Source organism: Pseudomonas sp. NS1(2017) (genome assembly GCF_002269425.1).
GTDB lineage: Bacteria > Pseudomonadota > Gammaproteobacteria > Pseudomonadales > Pseudomonadaceae > Aquipseudomonas > Aquipseudomonas reactans.
The window spans coordinates 2,685,218-2,701,715 of the sequence record NZ_CP022960.1 but is presented as its reverse complement, the minus strand read 5'-3'; the positions used below and the strand labels follow the sequence as shown (position 1 = coordinate 2,701,715).

The window sequence follows — 16,498 nt, the reverse complement described above, 5'->3', positions numbered from 1 at the left end:
GAGGCTTTTTTCTGCCGGGCAACCGAGCTGTACGCTGTGCTACGTCCTCCTCTATACCAAACCGTTACGCTGGGCCAGTTCGATCAGGTCCACCAGCGAGCGCGCATTGAGTTTGAGCAGCAAACGCGTCTTGTAGGTGCTGACGGTCTTGTTGCTGAGGAACATGCCGTCGGCAATCTCCTTGTTGGTCCTGCCTCGCGCCAACTGCTGCAACACCATCATTTCCCGCCCGGACAGGCGCTCGACCATATCGGCCTCGCTGGCATTGCCCATGGTGGAACGTACCGAATTGAGCGCCTGATTGGGGAAGTAGCTGTAGCCCGACAGGACCGCCTTGATGGCACTCAGCAATTCGGTGAGGTCCTGCTGCTTGCACACGTAGCCGGCGGCCCCAGCCTGCATGCAACGCATGGAAAAATGACCAGGGGCCTGAGACGTGAGAACCAGTACTTTGAATGGCACAGCCTGCTTGGTGGAAGACAACCGGCAAATAACTTCCAGGCCATCAAGTTTGGGAATTCCAATGTCCAGTATGACAATGTCCGGCATATGCTCCCGTGCAAGTTGCAATGCATCGACACCGTTATCGGTCTCGGCAACGACCTCATAACCATGACGCTCCATTAGCATACGCACAGCAAGACGAATGACGGGATGATCATCCACGATCAGCACTTTATTCATGAGAAAGTCCAATTTCGCTGTTCGAATTATTTAGAGCAAGCACAATAGCCTAGTCGTTTCCTAGTTGGCATAGCGTCCCCCCCCAAGCAACAGCAAGCAGAGACCCACCCCACAGCGATAAAGGAATTCCCCTACAAAAAAACGCCCTCTCTGAGGCATCGGGTTTTACGGAGCCTTTCAGACCTTTCCGGGAACTTACATACTTTGAGTGAAATATCCCTGACTTATAGGGGCTTGGGTAAACGTGCCGCACATGACTATCAGGAAATGCCCCTTGCCTCTCGCCTGTTGCAGGGGAAAACGGCCAGAACAATACGTCTGCTTTGGTTCCATTCAACATATTCACTTACATCCTTAATTCCTACAGACCATTCGGTATTTTGTATCTTCGCCGCACTTACATGAGTGAATTATCTGTAAGACTAGTTCCTACAAAGATGTAAAAAAATCATTCCCCCTACAAACTTTCAACAACAATTCATTAAAACCCCATCTCTGATAACGATTTTGAGGAAAAAATCCACAGACGTTTAATCGTTATAAACATGAGCGTCTCTACAAAATCACAGGCAAAAAAAATGACCCCTTGAACAAGGGGCCATTCTTCATACCGCGCTGAGGCTTAGAACAACGAGCGACCTTTGTTGGCCGCAATGCGCATGCGCAATGCGTTCAACTTGATAAAGCCCGCTGCGTCCGCCTGGTTGTAAGCACCGCCGTCTTCTTCGAAGGTGGCGATGTTGGCGTCAAACAGCGACTCATCAGATTTGCGACCGGTCACGATCACATTGCCCTTGTACAGCTTCAGGCGCACAACGCCGTTCACGTGGACCTGAGAAGCGTCGATCATCTGTTGCAGCATCAAACGCTCAGGGCTCCACCAGTAGCCGGTGTAGATCAGGCTGGCGTACTTGGGCATCAGCTCGTCTTTCAGGTGAGCCACTTCGCGGTCCAGGGTGATGGACTCGATGGCGCGGTGGGCGCGCAGCATGATGGTGCCGCCCGGGGTTTCGTAGCAGCCGCGGGACTTCATGCCCACGTAACGGTTCTCGACGATGTCGAGACGGCCGATACCGTGTTCGCCACCGATACGGTTCAAGGTCGCCAGTACGGTGGCCGGAGTCATTTCGACGCCGTCCAGCGCGACGATGTCGCCGTTGCGGTAGGTCAGCTCCAGGTACTGCGGCTTGTCGGGCGCGTTCTCCGGGGAGACGGTCCACTTCCACATGTCTTCTTCGTGCTCGGTCCAGGTGTCTTCCAACACGCCGCCTTCATAGGAGATGTGCAGCAGGTTGGCGTCCATCGAGTACGGAGACTTCTTCTTGCCGTGACGTTCGATCGGGATTGCGTGCTTTTCAGCGTAATCCATCAGCTTTTCACGGGACAGCAGGTCCCATTCACGCCAAGGGGCAATCACTTTCACGCCAGGCTTGAGGGCGTAGGCACCCAGTTCGAAACGCACCTGGTCGTTGCCCTTGCCGGTAGCGCCATGGGAAATGGCGTCGGCGCCGGTTTCGTTGGCGATTTCGATCAGGCGTTTGGCGATCAGCGGACGTGCGATGGAGGTACCCAGCAGGTACTCGCCTTCGTAGACGGTGTTGGCGCGAAACATCGGGAAAACGAAATCGCGGACGAATTCTTCGCGCAGGTCGTCAATGTAGATCTCTTTCACGCCCATGGCTTGCGCCTTGGCACGTGCAGGTTCGACCTCTTCGCCCTGACCCAGGTCAGCGGTGAAGGTCACCACTTCACAGTTATAAGTATCCTGCAGCCACTTGAGGATCACCGAAGTGTCCAGGCCGCCGGAATACGCGAGAACGACCTTGTTTACGTCGGCCATGCCATCACTCCACGGGGTTGTACGGAAAGGCGTCGATTCTACCGACCAAAACCGTGAATTTACAGGGGCGCGACAGCAAATGAAGATAAAGCGACAGATTATGTCGAACGGGCGACCGATGGTCGCACCTTAGGACGTGTGTGCGGGGTTGCTTGGCCCGGTGGCCTGAGGCGCCGGTTTCTCGGGGGCAGCCACGCGTTCAAGCTGGATATTCACGCGACGGTTGCGTGCCCGGTTGGCCGCATTGGTGTTGGGCGCCAGTGGGTAGCTTTCGCCGTGGAAACGCAGGGTGATCTGCGATTCCGGGATCCCGTTGGCCTTGAAGTAGTCCATGACCGCCAAGCCGCGACGGCGCGAGACGTCGCGATTGGTCAGGCGGTTGCCGCTGTTGTCCGAGTGGCCATTCAACTCGATATGGTTGACGGTGGGGTCGGCTTTCATAAACGCGAGAATCACGTCGAGTTTCTTCTTGGCGGCCGCGTCCAGTTCGATTCCGCCACCGGGGAAGCCGACTTCGGTCTGTTTGACCTGGTCATAATTCATCGGCAGCAGCTTGGCGGTGCACAATTGGTAATCGTTGTAGGCCTTGTTGAACTTGACCGGCAGCAGGCGGATTTCCGAATAGCCGCCTTCACGCCCATAGTGCCGCACGGTCGGGCTGCGCCCTTCCAGCAAGCCATTGAACAGGCGCCCGGCCTGGGCTTGGGAGCTGTTGAACAATACATCACCACTGCCGGCACGCACGGCACCGAGGTTGATATCACCTCGCCCCGGCTGCCACGGCGCTGCGGCGGCCAGCAACGTGGCCGAACCAGCGCCCAGCGAGCCGTTGTAGGCTTTCAGACGAAATGTCGCCTGCTCGCCGGCCCGGCGCACGAACTCACCCGAACCGAAATCGGTGATCGGCTGGGTCAGGCGGCACTCGAACTGGTCGCCTTCCACCTTCCACTCAATATTCTCCAGACGTGTCTGGAACGTGAGGGCCATCGCAGGCAGGCTGGCGAACACACTGAGCAGGGCTAGATATTGCTGGCGCACGGGCGGCTCCACTGGTTTCTACAACACTTCAAAGCGTCATACATCGATAAGGCATACCCAAGGCTATCGGTTGCATCCTGCAAAACTTGATAGCGAGTGCCTGATAGAGTCTTTTCCGGTAGCATTCCCACCAGATTGACCCGCCTGGAATCCCCAATGTCCGACCGCCTGACCCTGCTGCGTCCCGACGACTGGCATATTCATCTTCGCGATGGTGCTGCGTTACCCCACACCGTGGCCGATGTCGCGCGCACGTTTGGCCGCGCCATCATCATGCCTAACCTGGTACCTCCGGTGCGTAATGCCGAGCAAGCCGATGCCTATCGCCAGCGTATCCTCGCTGCACGACCGGCCGGCAGCCGCTTCGAACCGTTGATGGTGCTCTACCTCACCGACCGCACCCAGCCCGAAGAGATTCGTGAGGCCAAGGCCAGCGGTTTTGTGCACGCCGCCAAGTTGTACCCGGCCGGCGCGACCACCAACTCCGATTCCGGCGTGACCAGTATCGACAAGATCCTGCCGGCCATCGAAGCCATGGCCGAAGTCGGCATGCCACTGTTGATCCACGGTGAAGTCACCCGTGGCGACGTGGATGTGTTCGATCGCGAGAAGATCTTCATCGACGAACATATGCGCCGAGTGGTCGAGCTGTTCCCGACCCTCAAGGTGGTGTTCGAGCACATCACCACCGCCGATGCCGTGCAGTTCGTCAGCGAGGCCTCGGCCAACGTTGGCGCAACCATCACTGCGCATCACCTGCTGTACAACCGCAACCACATGCTGGTGGGCGGGATTCGGCCGCACTTCTATTGCCTGCCGATCCTCAAGCGCAACACTCACCAGGTGGCCTTGCTGGATGCGGCGACCAGCGGCAATCCGAAGTTCTTTCTCGGCACCGACTCCGCGCCTCATGCCCAACACGCCAAAGAAGCGGCATGTGGCTGTGCGGGTTGCTACACCGCCTACGCAGCGATCGAGTTGTATGCCGAAGCGTTCGAACAACGCAACGCCCTGGACAAGCTCGAAGGTTTCGCCAGCCTTAACGGCCCGCGTTTCTACGGCCTGCCGGCGAATACCGACCGCATCACCCTGGTTCGTGAAGACTGGACCGCCCCTGCCAGCCTGCCGTTTGGCGAGCTGACTGTTATCCCGCTGCGCGCCGGTGAAACACTGCGCTGGCGCCTGCTGGAGGAAAGCAAGTGAGTGAAGACCATTACGACGACGAACACGAGCACAGTGGTGGCGGTTCGCGTCACCCGATGGCCGAGCGGTTTCGCGGCTATCTGCCGGTTGTCATCGACGTAGAAACCGGTGGTTTCAATTGCGCCACCGACGCATTGCTGGAAATCGCCGCAACCACCATCGGCATGGATGAACAGGGTTTTGTGTTTCCGGAACACACCCACTTCTTCCGCGTCGAGCCGTTTGAAGGTGCCAACATCGAAGCGGCGGCCTTGGAATTTACCGGGATCAAGCTCGATCACCCACTGCGCATGGCGGTGAGTGAAGAAGCGGCGTTGACCGATATCTTCCGTGGCGTGCGCAAGGCGTTGAAGGCCAATGGCTGCAAACGCGCGATCCTGGTCGGCCACAACAGCAGCTTCGACCTGGGCTTCCTCAACGCCGCCGTGGCGCGGTTGGACATGAAGCGCAACCCGTTCCACCCGTTCTCCAGCTTCGACACGGCCACCCTCGCCGGCCTGGCGTATGGGCAGACCGTGTTGGCGAAAGCCTGCCAGGCAGCCGGTATCGACTTTGACGGGCGTGAGGCCCACTCGGCTCGCTACGACACCGAGAAGACCGCCGAGCTGTTCTGCGGCATCGTCAACCGCTGGAAAGACATGGGCGGCTGGGAAGACTTCAACGATTGAGGTGATATCCCGCCCATAATAAAACCGGCCTTCTCAGGCCGGTTTTTTTGTACCTCGAACCAGGCTTACAGCTTGCCAGCGTTCTCGGTCAGGTATGCCGCAACGCCTTCTGGCGAAGCGTTCATGCCTTTGTCGCCTTTTTTCCAGTTGGCAGGGCAAACTTCGCCGTGCTCTTCGTGGAATTGCAGGGCGTCGACCAGGCGGATCAGCTCTTCCATGTTACGGCCCAGTGGCAGGTCGTTGATGATCTGGGAGCGGACAACGCCCTTGTCATCGATCAGGAACGCGCCACGGAAGGCCACGCCGCCTTCGGACTCAACGTCGTAGGCCTTGGCGATGTCGTGCTTCATGTCGGCAGCCATGGTGTATTTGACTTTGCCGATGCCGCCATCATTGATGGCGGTGTTGCGCCAGGCGTTGTGGGTGAAATGGGAGTCGATGGAGACGGCTACCACTTCAACGTTGCGCGCCTTGAAATCGTCCATGCGGTGATCCAGAGCGATCAGCTCCGAAGGGCAGACGAAGGTGAAGTCCAGCGGGTAGAAGAACACCAGGCCGTATTTGCCTTTGATGGCTTCAGACAGTTTGAAGCTGTCTACGATTTCGCCATTGCCGAGGACGGCTGGGACGTCGAAATCCGGGGCTTGTTTGCCGACGAGTACGCTCATTGGGTATCTCCTGATGTGAGGGTGACGATTGAAGTAAAAGGACCGGCCCCGAGTCTGCCGCATTCAAGCGACAGCCCTGTGACGCAGTCACGCTTCGTGAAGACCGACCATCATACACTGAAAAAACCGTTCGTCAGTGCGGGCGCGATGCCAGCAAATACCCTACGAATCTACTTTGACAATCATTCTCGTTAACATTAAGATCCATCGCACTTAAGCCTTAAACCCGCGACGGTTCTCCCTTATGTATGTGTGCCTCTGTACTGGCGTCACCGACGGACAAATCCGCGAAGCAATCTATGAAGGTTGCTGCAGCTACAAGGAAGTGCGTGAAACCACCGGCGTTGCCAGCCAGTGCGGTAAATGTGCTTGCCTCGCCAAGCAAGTGGTACGGGAAACCCTGACGCAGCTGCAGACAGCCCAGGCCGCGCTCCCCTATTCAGCAGAATTTACACACGCCTGATTGGGCGTGTTTTAAAGAACCGGACTTAGTGTCCGGTTTTTTTATGCCCGCAATTCAATAAGTTAGCGCTAAGACGCGGAACACAAACATTCTTATTCCGATTAATTTTCATTTATTATTCAATAACTTAGGTTTGACACTAGGGATTTCGCCGCTCAAACTCCGCCTTATACACAGCTATTACAGGGCAGGACCCCAGTCATGAAAGGCGACATCTCAGTCATCCAGCAACTCAACAAAATCCTTGCCAATGAACTGGTCGCGATCAATCAGTACTTTCTGCATGCGCGCATGTATGACGATTGGGGCCTGGAAAAGCTGGGCAAGCGTGAATACAAAGAATCCATCAAGGCCATGAAAGACGCGGACGCGCTGATCAAGCGCATCCTGTTCCTGGAAGGCCTGCCGAACGTACAGGACCTGGGCAAGCTCAACATCGGCGAGCACACCCAGGAAATGATCAGCAGCGACCTGAAGTTCGAACACAAGAGCCACAGCGACCTCAAGGCCGCCATCGCTCACTGCGAGACCAAGGGCGACTTCGGCAGCCGTGAGCTGCTGGAAGACATCCTGGAAGACCAGGAAGAACACATCGACTGGCTGGAAACCCAACTGGGCCTGATCGACAAAGTCAGCCTGGAAAACTACCTGCAATCGCAGATGGGCGAAGAATAAGCCCCCGGCACGCAGGTACAAAAAAGCCCCGCTCTCTCACGAGAAGCGGGGCTTTTTATTGCGTCCGGATCAAGCTTCAGTCTTGGCTGCCGCTTTTGCCGCTGCATCTTTGATCAACGACTGCAACGAACCGTCTGCGGCCATTTCAGTGATGATGTCGCTACCGCCGACCAGCTCACCGGCCACCCACAGTTGTGGGAAAGTCGGCCAGTTGGCGTATTTCGGTAGGTTGGCGCGGATTTCAGGGTTTTGCAGGATATCCACGTAAGCGAATTTCTCGCCACACGCCATGATGGCCTGGGAAGCTTTCGCGGAGAAACCGCACTGAGGAGCGTTTGGCGCGCCCTTCATGTAAAGCAGAATGGTGTTGTTGGCAATCTGCTCTTTGATCGTTTCGATGATATCCATGGAACACCTCGGCTGGAACTTTGCGACTCACAGGTCGGCACGGTGGCGCATTGTAACGCAAAATTCCAGCGCGGTGCTCAGGCGGCTGCCACCTGCACGGGGACGCCGTTCAAGGCCGCATTGCCCGAGAGCTCGTCCAGTTGCCGTTCGTCGGTCAGATCGTTGGCACTCGCCCCTGGCTGCCCGCTGGCGATCGTCATCTGCACGCCTGGGCGCCCATGACCCCAACCATGGGGCAGGCTGACCACGCCGGGCATCATGTCCGGGCTGGCCAGCACTTCCACTTCGATCATGCCAATGCGCGAACTGACCCGCACCCGCTGGCCATCGCTCAATTGCCGGCTGGCCAGATCGTCCGGATGCATCAGCAATTGATGGCGCGGCTTGCCCTTCACCAGCCGGTGATAGTTATGCATCCAGGAATTATTGCTGCGCACATGGCGACGACCGATCAGCAGCAGTTCGTCATCGATAGGCACCGGTTGCGCGGCAAAACGCACCAGGTCGGCAAGGATCACTGGCGGCGCCGCTTGCACCTTGCCATCAGCGGTTTTCAAACGCGATGAAAGGTTGGGTTGCAGCGGCCCTAGGTCGATGCCGTGGGGATAATCCGCCAGCATGGCCACGGACAACTTGTGGTTGGATCCATCACCATAGGCGCCCGCACGCAGGCCAAAATCAATCATTTGCGCAGGGGGCATCGTCGGCTTGAGCGCGACACCATTGTGAGCAGCGAAGGCTTTGGCCAGGCCGACGAAAATCTCCCAGTCATGCAGCGCGCCAGCAGGCTTGGGCAAGATCGCCCGATTGAAGCGGGTGACGTTACGCACCGCAAACATATTGAAGGTGGTGTCGTAATGATCGTTTTCCAGCGCCGACGTAGACGGCAGGATCAGGTCGGCATAGCGCGTGGTTTCATTGATGTAGAGGTCGATGCTGACCATAAACTCCAGACCATCAAGCGCCTGCTCCAATTGTCGACCGTTGGGCGTCGACAACACCGGATTACCCGCCACCGTAACCAATGCACGGATTTGTCCTTCACCCTCGGTGAGCATTTCCTCAGCCAAAGCCGACACAGGCAATTCGCCACCGTACTCCGGACGTCCGGAAACCCGACTCTGCCAGCGATTGAAATGCCCGCCACCGGTCGACGCCACCAGGTCCACCGCCGGCGTGGTGCACAACGCGCCTCCGACGCGGTCCAGGTTGCCAGTCACCAGGTTGATCAACTGCACCAGCCAATGGCACAGCGTGCCGAATGCCTGGGTCGACACGCCCATGCGCCCGTAGCACACGGCCTTGTCGGCTGCAGCAAAGTCCCGCGCCAACTGGCGGATCTGCTCGGCAGGCACCGCACATTGGCGGCTCATGGCCTCGGCGGTAAACCCGGCGATGGCACGACGAACGTCCTCAAGGCCCTCAATCGGTAAATGGCTGTCGCGCGCCAGGTTCTCGCCGAACAAGGTGTTGAGCACCCCGAACAATAAGGCAGCATCGCCGCCTGGGCGCACGAACAGATGCTGGTCGGCCATCGCCGCCGTTTCACTGCGCCGAGGGTCGACCACCACCACTTTGCCGCCCCGCGCCTGGATCGCCTTGAGGCGCTTCTCCACGTCGGGCACGGTCATGATGCTGCCGTTGGACGCGAGCGGATTGCCCCCCAGGATCAACATGAAGTCGGTGTGGTCGATGTCCGGAATCGGCAGCAACAGGCCGTGGCCGTACATGAGGTAACTGGTGAGGTGATGGGGCAATTGGTCCACCGACGTCGCGGAAAACCGATTGCGCGTCTTCAACTGCCCCAGGAAGTAGTTGCTGTGGGTCATCAGCCCATAGTTGTGCACGCTGGGGTTGCCTTGGTACACCGCCACCGCATTCTGCCCATGCCGCGCCTGGATACCTGACACCCTCTCGGCTACCAGCGCAAAGGCGTCTTCCCACGCAATCGGCTGCCATTCGCTACCGACCCGCAACATGGGTTGGTGCAGGCGGTCGGGATCGCTCTGGATATCCTGCAACGCGACGGCCTTGGGGCAGATATGCCCACGGCTGAACGTATCCAACGCATCGCCCTTGATCGAGGTGATCGCCAGGCTGCCATCGTCGGCTTGGGTGGTTTCCAGGGTCAGGCCACAAATGGCTTCACACAGATGGCAGGCACGGTGGTGGAGAGTCTTGGTCATGGCCAGTCTCTTTTATAGGGGCTTTGATCCCACTATGGGCCGCGACGGTTGCAGGCGCCACCAACGTTCGTCCCGTGAATCGCCCCGCATCAGGCCCGGCCATGGGCAAGCGTGAGCAAATGTTTCAAAACCCGGCATACCGCCTCTGAAACCGACGCAGCCTGGCCTGCGCCCGCCCCCGCACGTTGCAAAAGGGCTCGGCGCCAGTGTACAAATGGCTCGCTGCTGTCTGGAAATAGTCTTCAAAAGCGCCCCGGCGCCCTTCTTGAACACCCTTAAAAACCGTAGCCCTATTGGTAAGACGCGACATTTAATTATAAGATCGCGCCTTCCCCTATTTCGTCGCCCCGTGCGGCTTTCGCCGCAGGTCTCGCCCGTTGTCACAATAAACAAGGCTTTGAGTATCTGCGGTCTGTTGCAAAAAGGTAGTTAATGATGAGCGCAAGGCACTTTCTCTCCCTGATGGATTGCACGCCCGAAGAGCTGGTCAGCGTGATCCGTCGAGGCATTGAGCTTAAAGACCTGCGTAACCGCGGCGTACTGTTCGAGCCTTTGAAAAACCGCGTGCTCGGCATGATCTTCGAGAAGTCGTCGACCCGCACCCGCGTGTCATTCGAAGCCGGCATGATCCAGTTGGGTGGCCAGGCCATCTTCTTGTCCTCGCGTGACACCCAACTGGGGCGTGGCGAGCCGATCGCCGACAGTGCAAAGGTGATGTCGAGCATGCTCGACGCCGTGATGATCCGTACCTTTGCCCACAGCACCGTGACCGAATTTGCCGCCCACTCCCGCGTACCGGTGATCAACGGCCTGACCGACGACCTGCACCCGTGCCAGTTGCTGGCCGACATGCAAACCTTCCTTGAGCACCGCGGCTCGATCCAGGGCAAGACCGTGGCCTGGATCGGCGACGGCAACAACATGTGCAACAGCTATATAGAAGCGGCGATCCAGTTCGACTTCCAACTGCGCGTTGCCTGTCCGGAAGGCTACGAGCCTGACGCGCGTTTCCTGGCCCAGGCCGGTGACCGCGTGACCCTGGTCCGCGACCCGCGTGACGCGGTGATCGGCGCGCACCTGGTGAGCACCGACGTCTGGACCTCCATGGGCCAGGAAGAGGAAACCGCCAAGCGCCTGGCCCTGTTCGCCCCTTATCAGGTGACCCGTGCCCTGCTCGACCTGGCCGCGCCCGACGTGCTGTTCATGCACTGCCTGCCAGCCCACCGTGGCGAAGAGATCAGCACCGACCTGCTTGACGACCCACGCTCGGTCGCCTGGGACCAGGCTGAAAACCGCCTGCATGCGCAAAAAGCCCTGCTCGAATTCCTCGTACCGCCGTCGTACCACCACGCATGAGCCACTCATTACTGCTGAACCTGCGCAATCTGGCATGCGGCTATCAAGATCAACGGGTGGTGCAGAACCTCAACCTGCACCTCAATGCCGGCGACATCGGTTGCCTGCTGGGCTCCTCGGGTTGCGGCAAGACCACCACGTTACGCGCGATTGCCGGGTTTGAGCCGGTGCATGACGGTGAAATAAGCCTGGCGGGCGAAGTGATCTCCAGTGCCGGTTTCACACTGGCACCGGAGAAACGTCGTATCGGCATGGTGTTCCAGGACTACGCGCTGTTTCCTCACCTGAGCGTGGCCGACAACATCGCCTTCGGCATTCGCAAGCATCCGCAGAAAGACCGCGTGGTGGCTGAGTTGCTGGAGCTGGTCAACTTGAAGAACCTGGGTAAACGCTTTCCCCACGAGCTTTCCGGCGGCCAGCAACAACGCGTCGCCCTCGCCCGCGCTTTGGCACCGGAGCCGGCCCTCTTGCTGCTGGATGAACCCTTCTCCAACCTGGACGGCGAGCTGCGCCGCAAGCTCAGCCATGAAGTGCGCGACATCCTCAAGGCACGCGGCACCAGTGCGATCCTGGTGACCCATGACCAGGAAGAAGCCTTTGCCGTCAGCGACCAGGTCGGGGTTTTCAAGGAGGGTCGTCTGGAGCAGTGGGATACACCCTACAACCTCTATCACGAACCGCAGACGCCTTACGTCGCCAGCTTTATCGGCCAGGGTTACTTCATCCGTGGCCAATTGAGTTCGCCGGAATCGGTCAGCACCGAACTGGGTGAATTGCGCGGCAACCGCGCCTACACCTGGCCTACCGGCGGTGCGGTGGATGTGTTGCTGCGCCCGGATGACATCGTCTACGCACCGGACAGCCCGTTGAAAGCACGGATCGTCGGCAAGACCTTTCTCGGCGCATCGACCTTGTACCGCCTGCAACTGCCGACCGGCGCGCAATTGGAGTCGATTTTCCCGAGCCATTCCGACCATCAGGTCGGCGCGGACGTGGGGATCCGTGTGGCCGCCGAACACCTGGTGTTGTTCCAGGCCCTGTAGGAGCGAGCTTGCTCGCGAAAAAACTGAGAGCAACAGGCTCATTCAGGAAGCCCGCGTTATCATTCGCGATTTTCGCGAGCAAGCTCGCTCCTACAGTGATCGTTATGCCCGGCCAATTTCTGCGAATTTGGCCTGGGTATGTTCAGCCAGCACAGCCGCCGGCAATTCAACTTCCAAGCCCCTTCTCCCCGCGCTTACAAAAATCGTTGCAAAGGGTTGCGCCGTTGTATCGATAAACGTGCGCAGGCGTTTCTTTTGCCCCAGCGGGCTGATGCCACCCAACAGGTAACCGGTTGAACGCTGCGCCGCTGCCGGGTCGGCCATTTCGACTTTCTTGACGCCTGCCGCGTGAGCCAGGGCCTTCAGGTCCAGACTTCCGACGACCGGCACCACCGCCACCAACAATTCGCCCTTCTCACTGCTCGCCAACAAAGTCTTGAACACCTGCGCCGGGTCGAGGCCCAATTTTTCCGCGGCCTCCAGCCCATATGACGCCGCCTTGGGGTCGTGTTCATAACTGTGGATACGATGTTCGGCGCGAACTTTTTTCAACAGGTCCAATGCGGGGGTCATGACGTCTCCGGGCGTGGCAAACAGATGGCCAATTCTAGGCCAAGCCCACTCAAAACGCTCTAGTCCGCCCACTCTTAAGATGCGCACGCAATGTGACAAGCGTGATCATTCACCAGACCAATAGTTTGAAAGTGACTGACGGTTCACTTTCGACCTTTGACAGCCGTCATTCTTGTCTATATTTTTTCGTTTCCGAATACTGTAGGAATAGCCCCACAGTATTGAAGCAGTAAGCCGCGACCGGGATGGGGATCCTTGCCACGGTGAAAATCGCGCAACAATCCGTTGAGGTTGTGCGCCAGACAAGAACAACAACTGAGGTTTTCCATGACAACTGCTCTTCAACAGCCTTCACTTTCGAGCCAATGCATGGCCGAATTCCTGGGGACTGCGCTGCTGATCTTCTTCGGTACAGGATGTGTCGCTGCGCTCAAGGTCGCGGGTGCCAGCTTTGGCTTGTGGGAGATCAGTATCATCTGGGGGGTCGGCGTCAGCATGGCGATCTACCTGAGCGCCGGGATTTCCGGGGCCCACCTCAACCCCGCCGTCAGTATTGCCCTGTGTATTTTCGCTGACTTCGACAAGCGCAAACTGCCCTTCTATATCCTCGCCCAGATCGCCGGCGCCTTTTGCTCGGCGGCCTTGGTGTACACGCTCTACAGCAACCTGTTTTTCGATTACGAACAAACCCACCACATGGTGCGCGGCTCCCAGGCCAGCCTGGAATTGGCGTCGGTGTTCTCCACCTACCCCCATGCGCTGCTGAGCACCGCTCAGGCGTTCCTGGTCGAAATGGTCATTACAGCAATCCTGATGGGCGTGATCATGGCCCTCACCGATGACAACAACGGTCTGCCACGCGGCCCGCTGGCCCCGCTGCTGATCGGCCTGCTGATCGCGGTGATTGGCAGCGCCATGGGCCCGCTGACCGGCTTTGCGATGAACCCGGCACGGGATTTCGGGCCCAAGCTGATGACCTTTTTCGCAGGCTGGGGTGAAATGGCCTTCACTGGTGGCCGTGATATTCCTTACTTCCTGGTGCCGATTTTCGCGCCGATCGTCGGCGCCTGCCTCGGTGCTGCTGCCTATCGCGGGCTGATTGCCCGTCATCTGCCAAGCGCTGCACCTGCTATAGATGAAGAAACACCTGACACGGCTGTCAACGGCAAGACCCGTATTTCCTGATAGCGCCAGCCTGGGCACCTGCCCTTTTGTAGCCCAGGCTGATTACCGATTTTCTTATTTTCCAAGGCATTCGACATGACCGATATTCAGAATAAGAACTACATCATTGCCCTTGACCAAGGCACCACCAGTTCCCGGGCGATCATCTTCGATCGTGACGCCAACGTGGTCTGCACTGCCCAGCGTGAGTTCGCCCAGCACTACCCACAAGCGGGCTGGGTTGAACATGATCCGATGGAAATCTTCGCCACCCAGAGCGCGGTGATGGTCGAGGCCCTGGCCCAGGCCGGCCTGCACCATGACCAGGTCGCCGCCATCGGTATCACCAACCAGCGTGAAACCACCGTGGTGTGGGACAAGGTCACCGGCCGCCCGATCTACAACGCGATCGTCTGGCAGTGCCGCCGCAGCACCGAGATCTGCCAGCAGCTCAAGCGCGACGGCCACGAGCAGTACATCAGTGACACCACTGGCCTGGTCACCGACCCGTACTTCTCCGGCACCAAGCTCAAGTGGATCCTCGACAACGTCGAAGGCAGCCGCGAGCGTGCGCGCAACGGCGAACTGCTGTTCGGCACCATCGACAGCTGGCTGATCTGGAAATTTACCGGCGGCAAGACCCACGTCACCGACTACACCAACGCCTCGCGCACCATGCTCTTCAACATCCACACCCTGGAGTGGGATGCGAAGATGCTGGAGATCCTCGACATCCCACGCGAGATGCTGCCGGAAGTTAAGTCCTCGTCCGAAATCTACGGCCGTACCAAGAGCGGCATCGCCATCGGCGGTATCGCCGGTGACCAGCAGGCCGCCCTGTTCGGCCAGATGTGCGTCGAAGCCGGCCAAGCCAAGAACACCTACGGTACCGGCTGCTTCCTGCTGATGAACACCGGCGACAAAGCGGTGAAATCCAAGCACGGCATGCTCACCACCATCGCTTGCGGCCCGCGTGGCGAAGTGGCCTACGCCCTGGAAGGTGCGGTGTTCAACGGTGGTTCCACCGTGCAATGGCTGCGTGATGAGCTGAAAATCATCAACGACGCCCACGACACCGAATACTTCGCCGGCAAGGTCAAGGACAGCAACGGCGTGTACCTGGTGCCGGCCTTCACCGGCCTGGGCGCTCCGTACTGGGACCCGTACGCCCGTGGCGCGCTGTTCGGCCTGACCCGTGGCGTACGCGTAGATCACATTATTCGTGCAGCCCTGGAGTCGATTGCCTACCAGACCCGCGACGTACTCGACGCCATGCAACAGGACTCCGGCGAACGCCTCAAAGCCCTGCGTGTGGACGGCGGCGCCGTGGCCAACAACTTCCTGATGCAATTCCAGGCAGACATCCTCGGCACCCAGGTTGAGCGCCCGCAAATGCGCGAGACCACCGCATTGGGCGCCGCCTACCTAGCCGGCCTGGCGTGCGGCTTCTGGGGCAGCCTGGAAGAGTTACGCGGCAAGGCAGTGATCGAGCGCGAATTCGAACCGCAACTGGACGAAGCGGCCAAAGAGAAGCTCTACGCCGGCTGGCAAAAAGCGGTCAGCCGCACCCGCGACTGGGAGCCCCACGAAGGCGCTGAATAAGCCAACGTCCGGTTGTAACTGGCAGGGAGCGGATTCCTGCGTCATCATGGGCCACTTTTGTATGGCAGCCCAAAGGACGCCCCATGAATCTGCCTCCCCGCCAACAACAAATCCTCGAGCTGGTCCGCGAACGCGGCTACGTCAGCATCGAGGAAATGGCGCAGCTATTCGTTGTCACCCCGCAAACCATCCGCCGCGATATCAACCAACTGGCGGACGCCAATCTGCTGCGCCGCTACCACGGCGGCGCGGCCTATGACTCCAGTGTCGAGAACACCGCCTACGCCATGCGCGCCGACCAGATGCGCGACGAGAAACAGCGCATTGGCGAAGCCATCGCCGCGCAGATCCCCGATCACGCCTCGCTGTTCATCAATATCGGCACCACCACCGAATCCATCGCTCGCGCGCTGCTCAACCACAATCACCTGAAAATCATCACCAACAACCTCAACGTCGCCACCATGCTCAGTGCCAAGGACGACTTCGACGTGTTGTTGACCGGCGGCAACGTGCGGCGTGACGGTGGTGTAGTGGGCCAGGCGAGTGTCGACTTCATCAACCAGTTCAAGGTCGACTTTGCGCTTGTGGGTATCAGTGGTATCGATGAGGACGGCAGTCTGTTGGATTTCGACTACCAGGAAGTACGCGTATCCCAGGCGATTATCGCCAATGCACGCCAGGTGATCCTGGCAGCGGACTCCAGCAAATTCGGGCGCAACGCCATGATTCGCCTGGGGCCGATCAGCTTGGTGGACTGCCTGGTGACCGACCAGCAGCCAGTGCCGGCGCTGGTGCAGCTGTTGAGCCAGCATAAGGTTCGATTGGAAGTCGTGTAACACCCCCGACCTTGTAGGAGCCGGCTTGCCGGCGATAGCGATCTCACGGACGCCATCGTCGGCAAGCCGGCTCCTACCGTTTTATGTT

At 58.8% G+C, this 16,498-nt stretch carries 16 protein-coding genes; 9 read left to right on the top strand and 7 right to left on the bottom strand.

Going from position 1 to position 16,498, the window contains the following annotated elements:
* Window positions 1–51 precede the first annotated feature (51 nt).
* The 3 genes from CI807_RS12740 to CI807_RS12730 form a co-directional block, all read right to left on the bottom strand.
* Window positions 52–684 carry a response regulator transcription factor gene (locus tag CI807_RS12740; RefSeq protein WP_028619065.1) on the bottom strand — a complete coding sequence of 211 codons (633 nt, stop codon included), beginning with the start codon at window positions 682–684 and terminating at the stop codon, window positions 52–54.
* Between the two features lie 622 nt (window positions 685–1,306).
* Window positions 1,307–2,524, bottom strand: a complete 1,218-nt coding sequence (locus tag CI807_RS12735; RefSeq protein ID WP_010212738.1) for an argininosuccinate synthase — start codon at window positions 2,522–2,524, stop codon at window positions 1,307–1,309.
* A 129-nt stretch (window positions 2,525–2,653) separates the two neighbouring features.
* Window positions 2,654–3,562 (bottom strand): OmpA family protein, encoded by a 909-nt coding sequence (locus CI807_RS12730; protein WP_095014902.1) that lies wholly within the window; start codon window positions 3,560–3,562, stop codon window positions 2,654–2,656.
* Window positions 3,563–3,718: 156 nt separating this feature from the next.
* On the opposite strand from CI807_RS12730, the gene pyrC reads away from it, so the two are divergent.
* Both pyrC and rnt read left to right on the top strand, forming a co-directional pair.
* A complete protein-coding gene (gene pyrC, locus CI807_RS12725) occupies window positions 3,719–4,765 on the top strand; it encodes a dihydroorotase (protein ID WP_028619063.1) in 1,047 nt (348 codons plus the stop codon).
* Window positions 4,762–5,433 carry a ribonuclease T gene (gene rnt, locus CI807_RS12720; protein ID WP_010212742.1) on the top strand — a complete coding sequence of 224 codons (672 nt, stop codon included), beginning with the start codon at window positions 4,762–4,764 and terminating at the stop codon, window positions 5,431–5,433. The genes pyrC and rnt overlap by 4 nt, the downstream gene beginning before the upstream one ends.
* A 65-nt stretch (window positions 5,434–5,498) precedes the next feature.
* Here rnt and CI807_RS12715 read toward each other — a convergent pair whose 3' ends face one another.
* Complete coding sequence (locus CI807_RS12715) at window positions 5,499–6,101, bottom strand: peroxiredoxin (protein ID WP_003172097.1); 603 nt, start codon at window positions 6,099–6,101, stop codon at window positions 5,499–5,501.
* A gap of 244 nt (window positions 6,102–6,345) precedes the next feature.
* On the opposite strand from CI807_RS12715, the gene CI807_RS12710 reads away from it, so the two are divergent.
* Window positions 6,346–6,564: a bacterioferritin-associated ferredoxin gene (locus tag CI807_RS12710; protein ID WP_010564137.1), complete on the top strand. Its 219-nt coding sequence runs from the start codon at window positions 6,346–6,348 to the stop codon at window positions 6,562–6,564.
* Window positions 6,565–6,765: 201 nt separating this feature from the next.
* Window positions 6,766–7,239 (top strand): bacterioferritin, encoded by a 474-nt coding sequence (gene bfr / locus CI807_RS12705; RefSeq protein ID WP_016977953.1) that lies wholly within the window; start codon window positions 6,766–6,768, stop codon window positions 7,237–7,239.
* 69 nt (window positions 7,240–7,308) lie between these two features.
* Here the strand turns inward: bfr and grxD are convergent, their stop codons facing one another.
* Together grxD and CI807_RS12695 are read right to left on the bottom strand one after the other, a co-directional pair.
* Entirely contained in the window at window positions 7,309–7,647 is a 339-nt protein-coding gene (gene grxD / locus CI807_RS12700; protein WP_095014901.1) for a Grx4 family monothiol glutaredoxin, read from the bottom strand.
* A 77-nt stretch (window positions 7,648–7,724) separates the two neighbouring features.
* Window positions 7,725–9,833 carry a molybdopterin oxidoreductase family protein gene (locus CI807_RS12695; RefSeq protein ID WP_095014900.1) on the bottom strand — a complete coding sequence of 703 codons (2,109 nt, stop codon included), beginning with the start codon at window positions 9,831–9,833 and terminating at the stop codon, window positions 7,725–7,727.
* A gap of 435 nt (window positions 9,834–10,268) precedes the next feature.
* On the opposite strand from CI807_RS12695, the gene argF reads away from it, so the two are divergent.
* Both argF and CI807_RS12685 read left to right on the top strand, forming a co-directional pair.
* Window positions 10,269–11,189, top strand: coding sequence for an ornithine carbamoyltransferase (gene argF / locus CI807_RS12690; RefSeq protein ID WP_038847844.1), 921 nt, complete (start codon window positions 10,269–10,271; stop codon window positions 11,187–11,189).
* A complete protein-coding gene (locus CI807_RS12685; protein WP_095014899.1) occupies window positions 11,186–12,232 on the top strand; it encodes an ABC transporter ATP-binding protein in 1,047 nt (348 codons plus the stop codon). Before argF ends, CI807_RS12685 begins: the two co-directional genes overlap by 4 nt.
* Before the next feature lie 102 nt (window positions 12,233–12,334).
* On the opposite strand, the gene ybaK is transcribed toward CI807_RS12685, so the two are convergent.
* Window positions 12,335–12,805 (bottom strand): Cys-tRNA(Pro) deacylase, encoded by a 471-nt coding sequence (ybaK, locus tag CI807_RS12675; RefSeq protein ID WP_095014898.1) that lies wholly within the window; start codon window positions 12,803–12,805, stop codon window positions 12,335–12,337.
* A 327-nt stretch (window positions 12,806–13,132) separates the two neighbouring features.
* On the opposite strand from ybaK, the gene CI807_RS12670 reads away from it, so the two are divergent.
* The 3 genes from CI807_RS12670 to CI807_RS12660 all read left to right on the top strand — a co-directional run bounded on the left by CI807_RS12670 (window position 13,133) and on the right by CI807_RS12660 (window position 16,410).
* On the top strand, window positions 13,133–13,990 hold the full coding sequence (locus tag CI807_RS12670) for an MIP/aquaporin family protein (RefSeq protein WP_010212751.1): 858 nt from the start codon (window positions 13,133–13,135) through the stop codon (window positions 13,988–13,990).
* A 75-nt stretch (window positions 13,991–14,065) separates the two neighbouring features.
* A complete protein-coding gene (glpK, locus tag CI807_RS12665) occupies window positions 14,066–15,571 on the top strand; it encodes a glycerol kinase GlpK (RefSeq protein WP_095014897.1) in 1,506 nt (501 codons plus the stop codon).
* A gap of 83 nt (window positions 15,572–15,654) precedes the next feature.
* Window positions 15,655–16,410 (top strand): DeoR/GlpR family transcriptional regulator, encoded by a 756-nt coding sequence (locus CI807_RS12660; RefSeq protein WP_025856881.1) that lies wholly within the window; start codon window positions 15,655–15,657, stop codon window positions 16,408–16,410.
* Window positions 16,411–16,498: the final 88 nt, after the last annotated feature.

Excerpts from the sequence above, each read along its gene's own strand:
- CI807_RS12740 (WP_028619065.1), bottom strand. The coding sequence starts at position 684 with ATGAATAAAGTGCTGATCGTGGATGATCATCCCGTCATTCGTCTTGCT.
- CI807_RS12735 (WP_010212738.1), bottom strand. The coding sequence starts at position 2,524 with ATGGCCGACGTAAACAAGGTCGTTCTCGCGTATTCCGGCGGCCTGGAC.
- pyrC (WP_028619063.1), top strand. The coding sequence starts at position 3,719 with ATGTCCGACCGCCTGACCCTGCTGCGTCCCGACGACTGGCATATTCAT.
- CI807_RS12715 (WP_003172097.1), bottom strand. The coding sequence starts at position 6,101 with ATGAGCGTACTCGTCGGCAAACAAGCCCCGGATTTCGACGTCCCAGCC.
- CI807_RS12710 (WP_010564137.1), top strand. The coding sequence starts at position 6,346 with ATGTATGTGTGCCTCTGTACTGGCGTCACCGACGGACAAATCCGCGAA.
- bfr (WP_016977953.1), top strand. The coding sequence starts at position 6,766 with ATGAAAGGCGACATCTCAGTCATCCAGCAACTCAACAAAATCCTTGCC.
- grxD (WP_095014901.1), bottom strand. The coding sequence starts at position 7,647 with ATGGATATCATCGAAACGATCAAAGAGCAGATTGCCAACAACACCATT.
- CI807_RS12695 (WP_095014900.1), bottom strand. The coding sequence starts at position 9,833 with ATGACCAAGACTCTCCACCACCGTGCCTGCCATCTGTGTGAAGCCATT.
- argF (WP_038847844.1), top strand. The coding sequence starts at position 10,269 with ATGAGCGCAAGGCACTTTCTCTCCCTGATGGATTGCACGCCCGAAGAG.
- CI807_RS12685 (WP_095014899.1), top strand. The coding sequence starts at position 11,186 with ATGAGCCACTCATTACTGCTGAACCTGCGCAATCTGGCATGCGGCTAT.
- ybaK (WP_095014898.1), bottom strand. The coding sequence starts at position 12,805 with ATGACCCCCGCATTGGACCTGTTGAAAAAAGTTCGCGCCGAACATCGT.
- CI807_RS12670 (WP_010212751.1), top strand. The coding sequence starts at position 13,133 with ATGACAACTGCTCTTCAACAGCCTTCACTTTCGAGCCAATGCATGGCC.
- glpK (WP_095014897.1), top strand. The coding sequence starts at position 14,066 with ATGACCGATATTCAGAATAAGAACTACATCATTGCCCTTGACCAAGGC.
- CI807_RS12660 (WP_025856881.1), top strand. The coding sequence starts at position 15,655 with ATGAATCTGCCTCCCCGCCAACAACAAATCCTCGAGCTGGTCCGCGAA.